The 15,722-nt window shown below is 72.3% G+C and carries 9 protein-coding genes; 2 read left to right on the forward strand and 7 right to left on the reverse strand.

Annotated features, from left to right (window positions below; genetic code table 11):
- Positions 1–15: 15 nt before the first annotated feature.
- The gene (locus ACBI99_RS04080) at positions 16–1,188 is read right to left on the reverse strand and encodes an SLC13 family permease (protein ID WP_375071692.1); all 1,173 of its coding nucleotides are present in this window, start codon (positions 1,186–1,188) and stop codon (positions 16–18) included.
- Positions 1,189–1,245: 57 nt separating this feature from the next.
- On the opposite strand from ACBI99_RS04080, the gene ACBI99_RS04085 reads away from it, so the two are divergent.
- Positions 1,246–6,819 carry a TIR domain-containing protein gene (locus ACBI99_RS04085; protein WP_375071693.1) on the forward strand — a complete coding sequence of 1,858 codons (5,574 nt, stop codon included), beginning with the start codon at positions 1,246–1,248 and terminating at the stop codon, positions 6,817–6,819.
- 40 nt (positions 6,820–6,859) lie between these two features.
- Here the strand turns inward: ACBI99_RS04085 and coaE are convergent, their stop codons facing one another.
- The 6 genes from coaE to polA form a co-directional block, all read right to left on the reverse strand.
- Positions 6,860–7,462 carry a dephospho-CoA kinase gene (gene coaE, locus ACBI99_RS04090; protein WP_375071694.1) on the reverse strand — a complete coding sequence of 201 codons (603 nt, stop codon included), beginning with the start codon at positions 7,460–7,462 and terminating at the stop codon, positions 6,860–6,862.
- A 9-nt stretch (positions 7,463–7,471) separates the two neighbouring features.
- On the reverse strand, positions 7,472–7,921 hold the full coding sequence (locus ACBI99_RS04095) for a GNAT family N-acetyltransferase (RefSeq protein WP_357590947.1): 450 nt from the start codon (positions 7,919–7,921) through the stop codon (positions 7,472–7,474).
- A 9-nt stretch (positions 7,922–7,930) separates the two neighbouring features.
- Positions 7,931–9,079, reverse strand: coding sequence for an epoxide hydrolase family protein (locus ACBI99_RS04100; RefSeq protein WP_375071695.1), 1,149 nt, complete (start codon positions 9,077–9,079; stop codon positions 7,931–7,933).
- A gap of 151 nt (positions 9,080–9,230) precedes the next feature.
- On the reverse strand, positions 9,231–10,712 hold the full coding sequence (gene rpsA / locus ACBI99_RS04105; protein ID WP_219502519.1) for a 30S ribosomal protein S1: 1,482 nt from the start codon (positions 10,710–10,712) through the stop codon (positions 9,231–9,233).
- A gap of 201 nt (positions 10,713–10,913) precedes the next feature.
- A complete protein-coding gene (locus ACBI99_RS04110; RefSeq protein WP_375071696.1) occupies positions 10,914–12,005 on the reverse strand; it encodes a polysaccharide deacetylase family protein in 1,092 nt (363 codons plus the stop codon).
- A 484-nt stretch (positions 12,006–12,489) separates the two neighbouring features.
- Positions 12,490–15,180: a DNA polymerase I gene (gene polA, locus ACBI99_RS04115; RefSeq protein ID WP_219502514.1), complete on the reverse strand. Its 2,691-nt coding sequence runs from the start codon at positions 15,178–15,180 to the stop codon at positions 12,490–12,492.
- Between the two features lie 122 nt (positions 15,181–15,302).
- Between polA and ACBI99_RS04120 the strand changes: the two genes are divergently transcribed.
- Positions 15,303–15,647, forward strand: coding sequence for a hotdog fold thioesterase (locus ACBI99_RS04120; protein WP_219502705.1), 345 nt, complete (start codon positions 15,303–15,305; stop codon positions 15,645–15,647).
- Positions 15,648–15,722: the final 75 nt, after the last annotated feature.

Here is a 15,722-nt window from a genome sequence, read left to right on the forward strand (position 1 = left end):
CCCGCCCCCGGTCCCTCAGCCGAAGGCCACCAGCGCCCACGTGGTCGCCAGCACCCCGGTGACGGCCAGCCCGGCGCCGGTCAGCAGGAAGCGGCGCATGGGCACCCGGACGTCGTGGCGGCGGCACGACTCGAACCACAGCAGCGTGGCCAGCGACGCCCACGGGGTGACGACGGTGCCCACGTTGGTGCCGACGAGCAGCGCGAACAGCTGTCCCCGGTCGCCTGCCGGGATGACGCCTTCGAGCGCCTTGTAGGCGGGCAGGTTGTTGACCACGTTGGCCAGGCCCGCGCCGACGGCCGCCGTCCGGTACGGGTCGCGCTCGTCGCCGAGCATCCAGTGCATGAGGTCGTCCAGGCCGTAGCGGCTGAGCGTGGGCACGACCAGGAACAACCCGGTGACGAAGATCAGCAGTTGCCAGGGCACGAGCCGCCAGGTCAGCCGCTTGCGGTCGCGCACCGCGAACGCCACCACGACGACGAGCCCCGCCGCCGTGGCCGCGGCCCACACCTCGACCCTGGCCAGCAGCGCGACGATGAACAGCACGCAGGCCGCCGACGCGGCGGTGAACAGCGCCCGGTCGGCGATCGGCTCCAGCAGCGGCGGGGTGTAGCGCAGGTCGCGCCGCCGCCCGCGCCGCCAGAAGTACGCCCACAGGAACGCCATCGTGATCGCGATCGCGACCGCCTGCGGCGCCCACATGAAGGAGGCGAACTCCAGCGGGCTCAGCTCGATGCGGTGCATGGCCAGCAGGTTCGTCAGGTTGGAGACCGGGAACAGCAGGCTGGCAGTGTTGGCGAACCAGATCGTGGTCATGGCCAGCGGCAGCGCCGCGATGCGCGCCTTGGGGGCCAGGGCCAGCATCACCGGCGTGAGCAACACCGCAGTCGTATCAAGATTGAGAAATATCGTAATAAATGACGCAAAGACCGTACAAAGCAAGAAAAGGGCGAAATAGTTGCCGCGCCCGAGAACCGCCATTCTTGCCGCGATCGCGTCGAAGACCTGAGCCTCCTTGGTGAGCTCGGCCAGCACGATGACGCCCACCAGGAACACCAGCAGCGGCCCGATCTCGGTCAGGCTCGCCGTGGCCTCGGCCAGCGGCAGCAGCCCGGTCGCCACGAAGAGCAGGCCGAGCGCGAGCAACCCGACCCGGATCCAGTCGAGCACGCCAAGACGCCGCAACACCCGACGATGATCGCACACGTGCTGGGAAACTCCGATCCTCCGGGCGATACTGGGGGGATGGCACGTGACGGCAGGCCGACCCAGATCTTCGTCAGCTATTCCCCCGCCGACACGGCCTGGGCGACCTGGATCGCCTGGGAACTTGAGGCGGCCGGATATCGCACGATGATCCAGGCGTGGGACTTCGTGCCCGGCACCAACTTCATCGACTTCATGGACCGCGGCGTCAGCGAGGCGCAGCTCGTCGTGGCGGTGCTGTCGCGCAACTACCTGAGCTCGCGCTACGGCCGCCTGGAGTGGCAGGCCGCGCTGCGCGCCGACCCCGACAACCCCTCCAACAAGCTCGTCACGATCCGGCTGGAGGACGTGCAGCTCGAAGGGCTGCTGTCCACGATCACCTGGGTCGACCTGCTGGGCGTCACCGACCCGGGGCAGGCCAGGGCGGCGCTGCTGGGCCGGGTCGGCGAGGCGCTGGCCGGCCGGGCCAAGCCGCAGGCCGCGCCCGCGTTCCCCACCGCCGGGGCGCCGCCCGCCGCGGTGCCGACGCTGCCGCCGCCCGCCGACCCGGCCCGCGCCCGGCGCACGCCGGTCTCCGCGCCGAAGTTCCCGCCCGCCACCGGGCCCCGGGAGCGCCGCGAATCGCTCGCCGTGCTGCACATCGCCGGACCGCGCTTCGGCCGGGCGCTGCCCGAGCCGGGCGAGCCGTTCACGCCCGAGGACCTCCAGGCGCGGATCTGGGCCGACCTGACCGCCATGTACGACCGGGGCATGCCGCGGCCCGACCTGATGGTGGTCAGCGGCGACCTGACCGAGTCGGGCAGCCTCGGCCAGTTCGGCCAGGCGACCCAGTTCGTCACCGACTTACGGCTGCTCATCGGGCTGGAGCCGCACCGGCTGGTGATCGTGCCGGGCCCGCGCGACGTCACCAAGGCCGCCGCGAGCGCCTACTTCCTGACGTGCGAGGCCGACGACGTCACCCCGCAGCCCCCCTACTGGCCCAAGTGGCGGCACTTCGCGGGCCTGTTCGGCGAGGTCTACCAGGGGCTGGACGACCGGGTGTTCGACGGCGGACAGCCGTGGACGCTGTTCGAGGTGCCCGACCTCCAGGTGGTCGTGGCCGGGCTCAACTCCACGATGGCGATGAGCCACCTGGAGCGCGACGCCTACCCGCTGATCGGCGAGGCGCAGGCTGCCTGGTTCGCCGAGCGGCTGCGGCCCTACGAGGAGCGGGCGTGGCTGCGGCTGGGCGTGATGGGCCACCCGCCGGCCGCGCTGCACGACGCGCCCGCCTTCGACCGGCTGCTGGCCCACCGGCTCAACCTGCTGTTCCACGGCCCCGGCCAGGCCGGTGAGGCGGCGATCGCCGCGCCGCGCGCCGGCCGCCACCACGTCGTCGAGCTCACCCCCGCCGAGACGCGCGTGTGGCTGCCCGACGGCGGCGCGCCGGAACGTTCCCGGCGCACCTGGCGGGCCGCCCGCGCCACCTTCACCGGCGAGACCCCCGGCACGCCGCCTCCCGCGCTGGCCGCGAGCTCGGGCGAGCGCGAGCCGAGCCCCGTCGACCTGCTGCTCGACCGCATCACCGAGGTGTGCGAGGCCCGCCACGAGCGGGCCCGCATCCGCCGCCTGCCCGGCCACCTGGTGGTCACCCACCCAGAGGACGGGTTCGTCCGCCAGCTCATGATCGGCGCGCACGTGGGCGAGCTCACGCCCGCCGACGCGGCCGACTTCGTCCGGCGCGCGCACGCGGCGGAGCTGGCCGCCGAGCTCGTCTACCAGGGGCCGCCCCCGGCCCGCGCGCTGCGCGAGGACCTCATGCGGCGCGGCGTGCGGCTGCGCAGCTTCACCGAGTTCCAGGGGCTGCTCGACCTGTCGGGCTACGTCGGCGAGCAGACCGCCAGGCTCGCCGCCGACCACCGCTACCCGCCCGAGCTGTACGTGCCGCAGCGCTACCGCGAGCTCGACCGGCCCGGCCAGCACGTCAAGGACGGCCTGACCGACGAGCTGATGCGGCTGCTGTCGGCCGACCACGGCCGGTTCCTGCTGCTGCTCGGCGACTTCGGCCACGGCAAGACGTTCGCGCTGCGCGAGCTGGCCCGGCGCATCCCGGTCGAGCTGCCGCACCTGACGCCGATCTTCATCGAGCTGCGCGCCCTGGACAAGGCCCACTCCGTCGACGGGCTGGTGGCCGCCCACCTGGCCAACCACGGTGAGGAGTTCATCGACCTCAAGGCGTTCCGCTACCTGCTGCGCCAGGGCCGGATCGTGCTGCTGTTCGACGGGTTCGACGAGCTCGTCACCCGGCTCACCTACGACAGGGCAGCCGACCACCTGGCGACGCTGCTGGCCGCCGCCGAGGACAAGGCCAAGATCGTGGTCGCCAGCCGCACCCAGCACTTCAAGTCGCACAGCCAGGTGCTGACGTCGCTGGGCGAGATGGTGGGCGTGCTGCCGCAGCGGCGGGTGCTCGGCGTCGAGGACTTCACCCACGACCAGATCCGCTCCTACCTGGCCAACCGGTTCGACGACGGCGACGAGGCCGGCGCCCGCATGTCGCTCATGGAGGGCATCAAGGACCTGCTGGCGCTGGCGCAGAACCCGCGGATGCTGAGCTTCATCGCCGACCTCGACACCGACCGGCTGCGCATGGTGGCCGGCGCCCGCCACACGATCAGCCCGGCGCTGCTGTACGAGGAGATCCTGCAGTCGTGGCTGGCCTTCGAGGAGCGCCGGGCCAAGGTGCCCGGCTCGCCCGCCTCGCTGACCAGGGACGAGCTGCTGCGGGCGGTGACGGCGCTGGCGCTGCGGCTGTGGGACTCCGGCGAGTCGCTGCTGGGCCTGGACGAGCTGACGGAGATCGCCGAGACGCTGGCCGACCTGGCCAGCGGCCAGCTCACGGTCGCCCACACCGCGCACGCCGTGGGGTCGGGCAGCCTGCTGGTGCGCACCGAGGAGGGCATGTTCGGGTTCATCCACACCTCGGTGATGGAGTGGCTGATCGCCCGGCACGTCGCGGCCACCCTCGGCTCCCCCGCCGCGCTGTCGCGCGGGCCGCTGTCGGCGCTGAGCATCGAGTTCCTGTGCGACCTGGCCGACGTGCCCACACTGCGCGCCTGGGTGGCCGACCCGCCCGCCGACGACGTGGCCCGCGCGAACGCCGTCAAGATCGCGGCCAGGCTGCGCACCCCGGCCAAGGCCGACCTGCGCGGCGCCAACCTCAAGGGCGAGGACCTGTCGGCGCGCGACCTTCAGGAGGTCGACCTGACGGGCGCCGACCTGAGCGGGGCCACGCTCGCGGGCACCAACCTGACCAGGGCCGTCCTGCGTGACGCGAAGCTGACCGGGGCCCGGCTCGACGGGGCCGTGCTGGCGGGGGCCGACCTGCGCGGCGCCGACCTGTCGGGGGCCCGGCTGGCCCGCTCCGACCTGAGCGACGCCTCGGTCGAGGGCGCCCGCTGGCACCGGGCCGCGCTCATCAACGTGACGGGCACGCTGCCCCACCTGCCGGGCGCGGCCGTGGCCCCCGGCCAGCCGGTGGAGATCCAGCTCGCCCCGGCCGCGATCGGCGTCCCGTACGGCTATCACTTCCAGACCAGCCGACTGCCGGAGCCGATCGCCTACAGCCCCGACGGCTCCACGATCGCCATCGGCAACGAGGACGGCGACGTGCTGCTGTGCGCGGGCGGGCTGCCGGTGCGCACGCTGCACGGCCACGGCGGCCGCGTCTACGCGGTCGCGTTCGCCGGCGAGCTGCTGGCCACCGGCGCGAGCGACGGCACCGTACGGCTGTGGGACTCGGCCACCGGTGAGCCGCTGCGGCAGCTCACCGGGCACGCCGACGGCGTGTGGCCGCTGCGGCTGAGCCCGTCGGGCGAGCTGGTCGCGGCGGGCGGCGGCGACGGCGTGGTGCGGGTCTGGGAGACCGCCACCGGCGACCTGGTGCACGAGCTGGCCGGGCACCAGGCGCCCGTCTACACGGCCTCGTTCGGCGGCTCGACGCTGGTGACCGGCGACTCGGCGGGCGTGGTGCGGGTGTGGAGCCTGGCCGGCGGCGAGCTGACCGGCACCCTCGACGGCCACCGCGGCTCGGTGTTCCGGGCCGTGCACAGCCCCGACGGCACGCTGCTGGCCACCGGCGACGAGGCGGGCACGCTGCGGGTGTGGGAGACGCGTACGTGGACGTCGCGGGCGGCGCTCACCGGCCACCGCGGCAGCCTCTACTGCGTGACGTTCTCCCCCGACGGGTCGCTGCTGGCCACCGGCGACACCTCCGGCGACGTGCGGCTGTGGGACCCGGAGGGAGAGTTCCGCGGCCTGCACACCACCCACGCCGCCGCCGTCTACCAGGTGGCGTTCTCGCCCGACGGCCACACGCTGGCCACCGGCGACGCGGGCGGCGTGGTGCGGCTGCAGCCGGTCGGCTCGCCGCACCGGGTGGAACTGACCGGGCACCGCAGCTCGGTGTGGCCGTTCGCCTGGCGGCCCGACGGCGAGCAGCTCGCCACCAGCAGCAACGACGGCACCGTGCGGCTGTGGGACCCGGTGTCGGGGCAGTGCCAGCGGGTGCTGCGCGGCCACGGCAGGCGGATCACCTCGGTGCGCTTCAGCGCCGACGGCTCGATGCTGGCCACCAGCGGCAACGACGGCGTCGTGCGGGTGTGGGAGCCGCGCGCCGGGCGGCTGCTGCGGGAGGTGCCCGGCCGCGCCGACCGGCTGGTGTCGGCGCTGTTCTCGCCGGCCGGGCCGGTGCTGGCCGCCTCCAGCAACGACGGCGGCGTGCACTTCTGGAACGCCGCCACCGGCGACTACGAGCGCGAGCTCAACGTCGAGACCGACCACGTGTGGGCCGAGGCGTTCAGCCCCGACGGCAACATGCTGGCCACGGCCAACGACGACGACAGCGTGCGGATCTGGTGGCGCTCGACCGGCCGCATGGTCACCAACCTCGGCGACCACCGCGGCCGGGTCCGCTCGATCGCCTTCAGCCCCGACGGCCGCTACGTGGCCACCGGCTGCGACGACCGGCTGGTACGGCTGTGGCACGTGGAGTCGGGCGGCCGGGTGGCGACCCTCGAAGGGCACACCGACCGCGTCTACTCGGTGGCGTTCTCGCCCTCCGGCCGCCGGCTGGCGAGCGGGGGCAACGACGGGCTGGCCATGCTGTGGGAGCTGCGTCCCGGCCAGCCGTGGCAGCCGGCGCTGCGCCACACGATGCGGGCGAGCGCGGGACGATTGTGGAGCGTCAGCTTCGACGCCTCGGGCGAGCGGCTGGCGACCGGCGGCGACGACCGCGCCGTGCGCGTGTGGGACGCCGCCACCGGGCGGCTGCTGCACACGCTGCCGGGACACTCCAGGCGCGTCTGGTCGGTCGCCTACAGCCCTGTCTCCGACCTGCTGGCCAGTGCGGGCGACGACGGCGTGGTCATCCTCTGGGAGGGCGCTGAGCGCCGTACGACGCTGCTGGGGCTGCCCGAGGGGTGGGCGGCGCTGGCTCCGGACGGGCGTTACAAGGTGCACGGGGACACGGCCGGGCAGTTCTGGCACGTGCTCGGCATGGCCCGCTTCGAGCTCGGCGAGCTGGACGCGCACCTGCCCGGGGTCCGCCAGGTGCCGCTCGACGCGCCCTTCTGACCGCGCCCTCCTGACCGCGGCGCCCCGACGACGCGGCCGGTCAGGCGCGGGCGGCGCGCTTGACGAGGTCGTCCCACACCTCGGCGACGCGCGCCTCCAGCTCGTCCAGGCCCGCCTCGTTGGGGATCACCACGTCGGCCACGGCCAGGCGCTCGTCACGGGTGGCCTGGGCGGCGATGCGGGCCCTGGCGTCGTGCTCGGCCATGCCGCGGTGCTCGGCCAGCCGGGCGACCCGTACGTCGTCGGCCGCGTCGACCACGATGACGACGTCGTACATGGGGGCGAGCTTGTTCTCCGCCAGGAGCGGCACGTCGTAGACGACGATGGCGTCGTCGTCGGCCTCGCCCTGCAGCCGGGCGACCCGCTCCCCCACCAGCGGGTGGACGATGGCGTTGAGCGCGGCGAGCCGGTCGGGGTCGGCGAAGACGATGCCGCCGAGCTTCTCCCGGTCGAGCGAGCCGTCGGCCCGCAGCACGCCGTCGCCGAACTCCGCCACCACCCGGGCCAGGCCGGGCGTGCCCGGCTCGACGACCTCGCGGGCGATCCGGTCGGCGTCGATGACCACGGCGCCCCTGGCGGCCAGCCGCCTGGCCACCTCGCTCTTGCCCGACCCGATGCCGCCGGTGAGTCCGATCTTCAGCACGCCCGCAGCCTACCCGCGCCGCAGGTGGACCAGCGTCAGGTGGTCGTCCATCCGCTCGCGGTGCGTCTCGCGGTAGCCCAGGCGGCGGTAGAGCCTCAGGTTGGACTCCGACAGGTGGCCGGTGAACAGGTCGAACGCCTCGGCCTCCGGCACCCGCTCGTGCAGCGCGGTCAGCAGCGCGGTGCCCAGGCCCCTGCCCTGCCGGTCGGGGGCGACCACGAGCCGCCCGACCAGGCACGTGGCCCCGGCCAGGGTGCCGCGCACCGACCCGACGACGCGGCCGGACTCGACGGCCTTGAGCACGACCCCCGCCTCGATGGCCTTGCGGACCTGCTCGACGGACTCCACCAGCGGCGGGATGTACGGGTCGCCGTAGAGCTGGGCCTCGCTCACGTACGCGGCCCGCTGGAGGGTGAGGATCTCGCCCGCGTCCGCGCCCGCCGCCCGCTGGATGTCCATCCGAGCACCCTACTTCAGCGGCAGGCTCCCGAAGAAGGCGCGGAGGTCGGCCACCACGTCGCCGGGGACGGCCATGGCGACCATGTGGCTGGGGCTGTGGCGTCCGCCCCAGTGGGTGAGCGTGTTCTTGCGCCCGGCGATCCGCGCGAAGGCGGCCGGGCCGCCGTGCGACACGCCGGTGGGCACGGCCGTCTGGTCGACGGGCAGGCCGGCGGCGCCCTCGTAGTAGGTCCACGACGACGAGCCGCCGGTGCCGGTCAGCCAGTAGAGGGAGGCGTTGGTGAGCAGCAGGTCGCGCGGGATCGGCTCGGCGGGGATCTCCTCCGGCCAGCCGTCGAACTCCTTGTACCGCTCGACCAGGTAGGCGAGCTGGGCCACGGGCGAGTCGGCGAAGCCGTGCGCGAGCGTCTGCGGGCGGGCCGCCAGGTAGGGGCCGTAGCCGCTGCCCTGGCCCATCCAGGCGGTCGCCGCCTCCAGCTCGGCGCGTTCCTCCTCGGTCGCGCCGGCGAGCTCGGCCGGGTCGCCGGTGGGGATGCCGAGGCCGGCGGTGATGTGCGCGCCGGCTACGTGCTCGCTGTCGAGCGCGGCGAGCTGCGGCGTGACCAGGGCGCCGGCGTCGTTGCCGTGCGCACCGTAGCGCTCGTAGCCGAGCCGGGCCATCAGCTCGGCCCAGACGCGGGCCACCCGGGCGACGGACCAGGGCCGCTCGTCGGCGGGCTCGGGGAACGGCGAGAAGCCGAAGCCGGGCAGCGAGGGCGCCACCACGTGGAAGGCCACCGCCGGGTCGAGGCCGTGCGCGCGCGGGTCGGCGAGCGGCCCGGCCAGCTCCAGGAACTCGGCGACCGAGCTGGGCCAGCTGTGCGTGAGGATCAGCGGCAGCGCGCCGGGCTCGGGCGAGCGCACGTGCAGGAAGTGCACCCGCTGCCCGTCGATCTCGGTGGTGAACTGCGGGAACGCGTTCAGCCTGGCTTCCTGCGCCCGCCAGTCGAACCCGTCGGCCCAGTACGCGGCCAGCTCCCGCAGGTAGTCCACCGGGACGCCGCGCCGCCATCCGCCACCGGGAAGCTGCCGCGCCCAGCGGGTGCGGCGCAGGCGGTCACGCAGGTCGTCAAGGTCGGCTTGGGGGATGTCAACGCGGAAGGGCGTGATGTCGTTCATGGGGCCCACGATGTCGCCCCATGCGGAAAGGATGCTTCCGCATATGGGCATTTCGGGAGGCCCGTTTTCCGGCGTGGGTGGTCCGGTTCCGGGATGACGAAAGGCCCCGTACGGAGATCCGTACGGGGCCTTCGTTCAGCGATCAGCTAGCTCAGCTCTGGCCGCCCGCGAGCTTCTCGCGCAGAGCCGCGAGAGCCTCGTCGGAGGCGAGAGCGCCGGCCGCCGGAGCGGACGAGGAGCTGCTCGACTGGGGCTGCGACTCACCGCTGTAGGACGAAGGAGCGGCTTCGCCGGCCTCGGCCTCGGCCTTGCGGGCCTCTTCGATCTGCTTGCGGTGGGCCTCGTAGCGCTGCTGGGCCTCGGCGTACTGCCGCTCCCACTCCTCACGCTGCTTGTCGAAGCCCTCGAGCCACTCCCCGGTCTCCGGGTCGAAGCCCTCGGGGTAGATGTAGTTGCCCTGGTCGTCGTAGGTCGCCGCCATGCCGTAGAGCGTCGGGTCGAACTCGACCTCGGTGCCCACGCCCTCGTTGGCCTGCTTGAGGGACAGGCTGATCCGGCGACGGTCGAGGTCGATGTCGATGATCTTCACGAAGATCTCGTCGCCGACCTGGACGACCTGCTCCGGGATCTCCACGTGGCGCTCGGCCAGCTCGGAGATGTGGACCAGGCCCTCGATGCCCTCCTCGACCCGGACGAACGCGCCGAACGGCACCAGCTTGGTGACGCGGCCCGGCACGACCTGGCCGATCTGGTGGGTGCGGGCGAACTGCTGCCACGGGTCTTCCTGGGTGGCCTTGAGCGACAGGGAGACGCGCTCGCGCTCCATGTCGACGTCGAGGACCTCGACCGTGACCTCCTGGCCGACCTCGACAACCTCGGAGGGGTGGTCGATGTGCTTCCAGGACAGCTCCGACACGTGGACCAGACCGTCGACGCCACCCAGGTCCACGAAGGCACCGAAGTTGACGATCGAGGACACGACGCCCTTGCGGACCTGGCCCTTCTGGAGGGTGTTGAGGAAGGTCTGGCGAACTTCCGACTGCGTCTGCTCAAGCCAGGCACGGCGCGACAGAACCACGTTGTTGCGGTTCTTGTCGAGCTCGATGATCTTGGCTTCGAGCTCGCGGCCGACGTACGGCTGCAGGTCGCGGACACGGCGCATCTCGACCAGGGACGCCGGGAGGAAGCCACGGAGGCCGATGTCGAGGATGAGACCACCCTTGACGACCTCGATGACGGTGCCGGTGACGATGCCGTCCTCGTCCTTGATCTTCTCGATCGTGCCCCAGGCGCGCTCGTACTGAGCACGCTTCTTGGACAGGATCAGGCGGCCCTCCTTGTCCTCCTTCTGGAGAACCAGGGCCTCGACGTGCTCGCCGACCTCCACGACGTCAGCAGGGTCGACATCGTGCTTGATCGAAAGCTCGCGCGAGGGGATGACACCCTCGGTCTTGTAGCCGATGTCGAGAAGAACCTCGTCTCGATCGACCTTGACGACGGTGCCCTCGACGATGTCGCCGTCGTTGAAGTACTTGATGGTCTCGTCGATCGCGGCGAGGAAGGCTTCCTCGGACCCGATGTCGTTGACCGCTACCTGCGGGGTGCTCGAGGTGGCCTCAGTGCTGGACGTCATGTGTGGAATTGCTCCGAACGCGGACAGATGTCGATGTGGCGATGCGCGGCAGGCCCTCTTCCGCATCAAGCCGAGGAGTTACGACATCGACGTGACCGAGCGCGAGCCCGCTCCGTCTGAGGCGCGCGCGAGCCCACAGCGCAGCGATCAGCATATGAGACCATCGCCACGGGGTCAATCCAACCGGCACATCCACCGCGGCTAGTAAGCGTTGACCCGGGGCCTGTGCTTTGCCTCGATATTACCCCGAAGCCGACGAGGGATGGAGACGCGCTCCGGGTCGCCGTCGGACACATAACGCTCGCCCGGGTGCTTGTCCAGCCATTCCAGCCAGTACTGCGAGCACCACTTGCGGCATTCGCCCTTCTTGCCGTTGCTCTGGATCCGCTGGATCGCACCCCTGTCGAATTTTTTCGCGTACGGCGAAACGGACGGCTCGGCCCCGGCCAGGAACACCCCGTCGTAGTCGTAACGCGTGCCCTCCCACGCCCCCTGCCGGGCCGCCTTCTTCGAACGCGGCATCGACCCGTACGGCAGCGCCAGCGTCGTCACCTTGTCCACGCCCAGCCGGCCCAGCATCCGGTCGAGCCTGGCGATCTGCTTGCGCACCTTCTTCGTGCCGAGCGAGCGCAGGTCCGGATGGGACCAGGTGTGGTTGGCCACCTCGAACCCGTTGCCGGTCAGCCAGCGCACCGCCGCCTCCTGCTCCCGCTCGCTCCGCAGCCCGAACGGCGTCTGGTTGACCCAGAACGTGGCCACCGGCCGGAAACCCGGATGGCGCGCGGCCACGTCCAGCAGGATGCCCACCGCCGTGTCCCGGGCGGGCTTCCCGGCGGCGTCCAGCGCGAAATGGCTGGGATGGCCGTCGTCGAACGTGAGCACGACCGGGAACTTCCCGGCCGGCACCCGGATGTCGCCCGCCGCGAACTCCGCCGCGCTGATCGGCACGTACCCCTTCCTGGCGAGCTTCTCCAGCTCCTGCCTGAACTGGGCCGGCGTGCGGTCGATCGACGAGCGCCGCTTGCCGACCAGCCGGTGGTACATCAGCACCGGGACCTTGCCGAGCTCGTTGGCCTTGACCTGCTTGGCGAACTCGGGGGTCGCCACGACGCCCGGCGGCTCGGCCACCTCGCCGACCGCCGGGCCCGTCGGCGCGGCCGTGGTGGACCGTTCCTGGGCCCTTGCGGGCGGGGCCGCCACGGGGCGGTCGCCGGGCACCAGCCACAGCCCGACGATCGCCGTGACCACGACCAGGACGTTCGTCACGCCGATGATCCGCGTAAGGGACTGCACAAAACTCCTGTGCCACTCGGGGAAAGCTTTCCTCAGCGTAATCCAAAGGATCACGAAAAAAGTGCCATGCCCCGCCGAACCAGGACGAAACCCGCCCCTCCGCAACCCACCCAGGACCCCGGCACCACCTGCCCCGACGCCCTCACGTGAGGCAAGCACCCCCGCAAGCGCGCCCCCGAGGGCCCCCACCGCGCCGAGGCCCCGACCACCCCGAGGGGCCCGCCGTACGGGGAGGCGGCACGACGGGAAGAGCCTCCCCCGCCCGGGGGCCACACGCCAGCCGGAGGACCCGACCAGCCGGGGATAGGGCCTGGAAGGGGCGCGCGCCACCCGGGGGCCGCGCCAGGCGGCCACCCAGAGCGCCCACGCCGTGCCGGGGCCGGGGCGCGCGGGCGCCCGCCCACCCGGACGGGGTCTGCACCGTGCGGAAGGCGCGCCCCGGGCGGAGGGCCCGCGCCGGGCGGGCCCTCCCGCTGGGTGCGGGTTAGTGGCCGGCGTCTTCCCAGGTGCGGCCGATGCCGACGGAGACCTCCAGGGGGACCCGGAGCTGGTAGGCGGCGTTCATCTGGTCGCTCACGAGCTGCCGCAGCATCTCCAGCTCGCCCGGGGCCACCTCGAAGACGAGCTCGTCGTGCACCTGGAGGAGCATGCGCGAGCCCAGCCCCTCCTCGGCCAGCGCCTGGCGGACGTGCAGCATGGCGACCTTGATGATGTCGGCCGCCGACCCCTGGATGGGGGCGTTGAGCGCCATCCGCTCGGCCATCTCGCGGCGCTGGCGGTTGTCGCTGGTGAGGTCGGGCAGGTAGCGGCGGCGGCCCATCATGGTCTCGGTGTAGCCATTGGTGCGCGCCTGGCGGACGATGTCGTGCAGGAAGTCACGCACGCCGCCGAACTCCTCGAAGTATTCCTCCTTCAGGGCCCGCGCCTCGGCGACCGGGATGTTGAGCTGGCCCGCCAGCCCGAAGTCGGACAATCCGTAGGCGAGGCCGTAGTTCATCGCCTTGATGCGGGCCCGCAGCTCGCCGTCGATCTGCTCGGGCGGCAGGTCGAAGACGCGGGCGGCGGTGGCCTGGTGGAAGTCGTGGCCCGACTCGAACGCGGCGATCAGCGACTCGTCGCCCGACAGGTGGGCCATGATGCGCAGCTCGATCTGGCTGTAGTCGGCGGTGAGCAGCGTCTCGTAGCCCTCGCCCACGACGAAGCCCTGCCGGATGCGGCGGCCTTCGGCGGTGCGGATGGGGATGTTCTGCAGGTTGGGCTTCTCCGACGACAGGCGGCCGGTGGCGGCGATGATCTGGTTGAAGGTGGTGTGGATGCGGCCGTCGTCGCCGATCTCCTTGATCAGGCCCTCGACCGTGGTGCGCAGCTTGGTCTGGTCGCGGTGGCGCAGCATGATCGTCGGCAGCTCGTGCTCGGTCTGGGTGACGAGCCAGGCGAGCTGGTCGGCGTCGGTGCTGTAGCCGGTCTTGATCTTCTTGGTCTTGGGCAGGCCGAGCTTGACGAACAGCACCTCCTGCAGCTGCTTGGGCGAGCCGAGGTTGAACTGCTCGCCGACGGAGCGGTGGGCCTCCTCGACCGCGTGCTTGACGGCGGCGCCGAACTCGGCCTCCAGGCCGGCGAAGTATTCGCTGTCGACGGCGATGCCGGCGCGCTCCATCTCGGCCAGCACGGTCAGCAGCGGCAGCTCGACGTCGCTGAGGAGCTGGGTGCCGCCGCGCCCGGCGAGGAAGCCCTCCAGGGCGTCGGCCAGCTCGCGCACCGCGTGGGCGCGCAGGGCCAGGTCCTTGGCGGGGGCGTCCTCGTCGTCGCCGAACAGGGCGGCCTGGCCGTCGGACTCCTCCTCGGCGCGCAGGTCGCGGTTGAGGTAGCGGCGGGCGAGGTCCTCGAGCGCGAACGTGCGCTGCCCCGGCATCGCCAGGTAGGCCGCCAGCGCGGTGTCGCACGACAGGCCGCGCAGCTCCATGCCCTGCGCCCACAGCGCCAGGATGGGGCCCTTGGCGTCGTGGACGGCCTTGGGCCTGCCGGGGTCGGCCAGGTAGGCGCGCAGCGCGGCCTCGTCGGCCTCGGTCAGCTTGACCGGGTCGATGTGCGCGGCGGTGCCGTCGGGGGAGGCGATGGCGATGGCGTCGACGCGGCCGGTGCCGCTGCCGTAGACGCCCTTGAACGCCACGCCGGCGCGGCCCTCGGGCAGCGCCGACAGCCAGCCGGCCACCCGGTCGGGGCCGAGGATCACGGTCTCGACCTCGAAGCCCTGGTCGGGCTCCTGCTCGCCGGTGCCGAGGGTCTTGAAGACGCGCTCGCGCAGCTCGCCGCGGATCTGCAGGGTGTCGAACAGCTTGTTGACCTCTTCGCGCTCCCAGGCGCCCTGCTTGAGGTCGGACAGCTCGGCCTCCAGGGGGACGTCGCGCAGCAGCTCGGTGAGCCGCCGGTTCATCAGCACCTGGGCGACGTGCTCGCGCAGCTTGTCGCCGACCTTGCCCTTGACCTCGTCGACCCGGTCGACGAGCTCGGTCAGCGAGCCGAACTCGCGCACCCACTTGGCGGCGGTCTTCTCACCGACGCCGGGGATGCTGAGCAGGTTGTCGGACGGGTCGCCGCGCAGCGCCGCGAAGTCGGGATACTGCACCGGGGTGAGGCCGTACTTCTCCTGGACGGCCTCCGGCGTGAAGCGCGTCATGTCGCTGATGCCGCGGCGGGTCATGAGCACGGTGACGTCGTCGTTGACGAGCTGCAGCGCGTCGCGGTCGCCGGTGACGATGAGCACGCTCATGCCCTCGGCGCCGGCGCGGGTGGCCAGCGTGGCGATCAGGTCGTCGGCCTCGAAGCCGGCCTTGGACAGGCGCGGGATGCGCAGCGTGTCGAGCAGCTCGTAGATGAGCTGCATCTGGCCGCGGAAGTCTTCGGGCGTCTCGCTGCGGTTGGCCTTGTAATCGGAGTATTCCTCGTGCCGGAACGTCGGCTCCGATCGGTCGAAGGCCACCGCCACGTGCGTGGGCTGCTCGTCACGCAGGATGTTGGTCAGCATCGAGGTGAACCCGTAGACCGCCTCGGTGTGCTGACCGTCGGTGGTCATCAGGTTGGCGTCTTTCAGCGCGTAGAACGCGCGATAAGCCAGGGAATGCCCGTCAAGCAGCAGCAGGCAGGGTCGGCTGGGGGTCACTTCACTCTTCGGCACACAGGCAGCCTAGTCTCCAACTGCGACAGAAAACCCGAGCTCGAAAGACTGGAGGCGTCCCCTTGACGCAGATCGACCCGGCCTCCTTCACCGCCGTGCACGAGGGCACGCTGGCCGACCGGATGGGCATCGAGTTCCTGGAGGCGAACGCCGAGCGCGTGGTGGCGCGGATGCCGGTGGCGGGCAACACGCAGCCGTACGGCCTGCTGCACGGCGGCGCCTCGGTGGTGCTGGCCGAGACGCTCGGCTCGACGGGGGCCGCCCTCTTCGCCGGCCCCGGCAGGATCGCGGTGGGGATCGAGATCAACGCCACCCACCACCGTCCGGCGACCTCCGGGCACGTGACGGGGGTGGCGACCCGGCTGCACGGCGGCCGCACGCTGGCCACGTACGACATCGAGATCTCCGACGAGCAGGGGCGGCGGGTGTGCACCTCCCGCCTCACCTGCATGCTGCGCGACGCCTGATCGCACCAGCCCCTTTGCGCACAGGGCCCGGGGATCGCTACGGTTGTCCCCAGCGGAGCCCGCGGGGAGGCCGAG

The sequence above is a fragment of the Nonomuraea sp. ATR24 genome (genome assembly GCF_041950485.1).
Taxonomy (GTDB): domain Bacteria; phylum Actinomycetota; class Actinomycetes; order Streptosporangiales; family Streptosporangiaceae; genus Nonomuraea; species Nonomuraea ceibae.

What these genes read in the sequence shown, in the direction of transcription:
- rpsA (WP_219502519.1), bottom strand. Translation starts at nt 10,712, where the DNA reads ATGACGTCCAGCACTGAGGCCACCTCGAGCACCCCGCAGGTAGCGGTC.
- ACBI99_RS04085 (WP_375071693.1), top strand. Translation starts at nt 1,246, where the DNA reads ATGGCACGTGACGGCAGGCCGACCCAGATCTTCGTCAGCTATTCCCCC.
- ACBI99_RS04095 (WP_357590947.1), bottom strand. Translation starts at nt 7,921, where the DNA reads ATGGACATCCAGCGGGCGGCGGGCGCGGACGCGGGCGAGATCCTCACC.
- ACBI99_RS04120 (WP_219502705.1), top strand. Translation starts at nt 15,303, where the DNA reads ATGGGCATCGAGTTCCTGGAGGCGAACGCCGAGCGCGTGGTGGCGCGG.
- ACBI99_RS04100 (WP_375071695.1), bottom strand. Translation starts at nt 9,079, where the DNA reads ATGAACGACATCACGCCCTTCCGCGTTGACATCCCCCAAGCCGACCTT.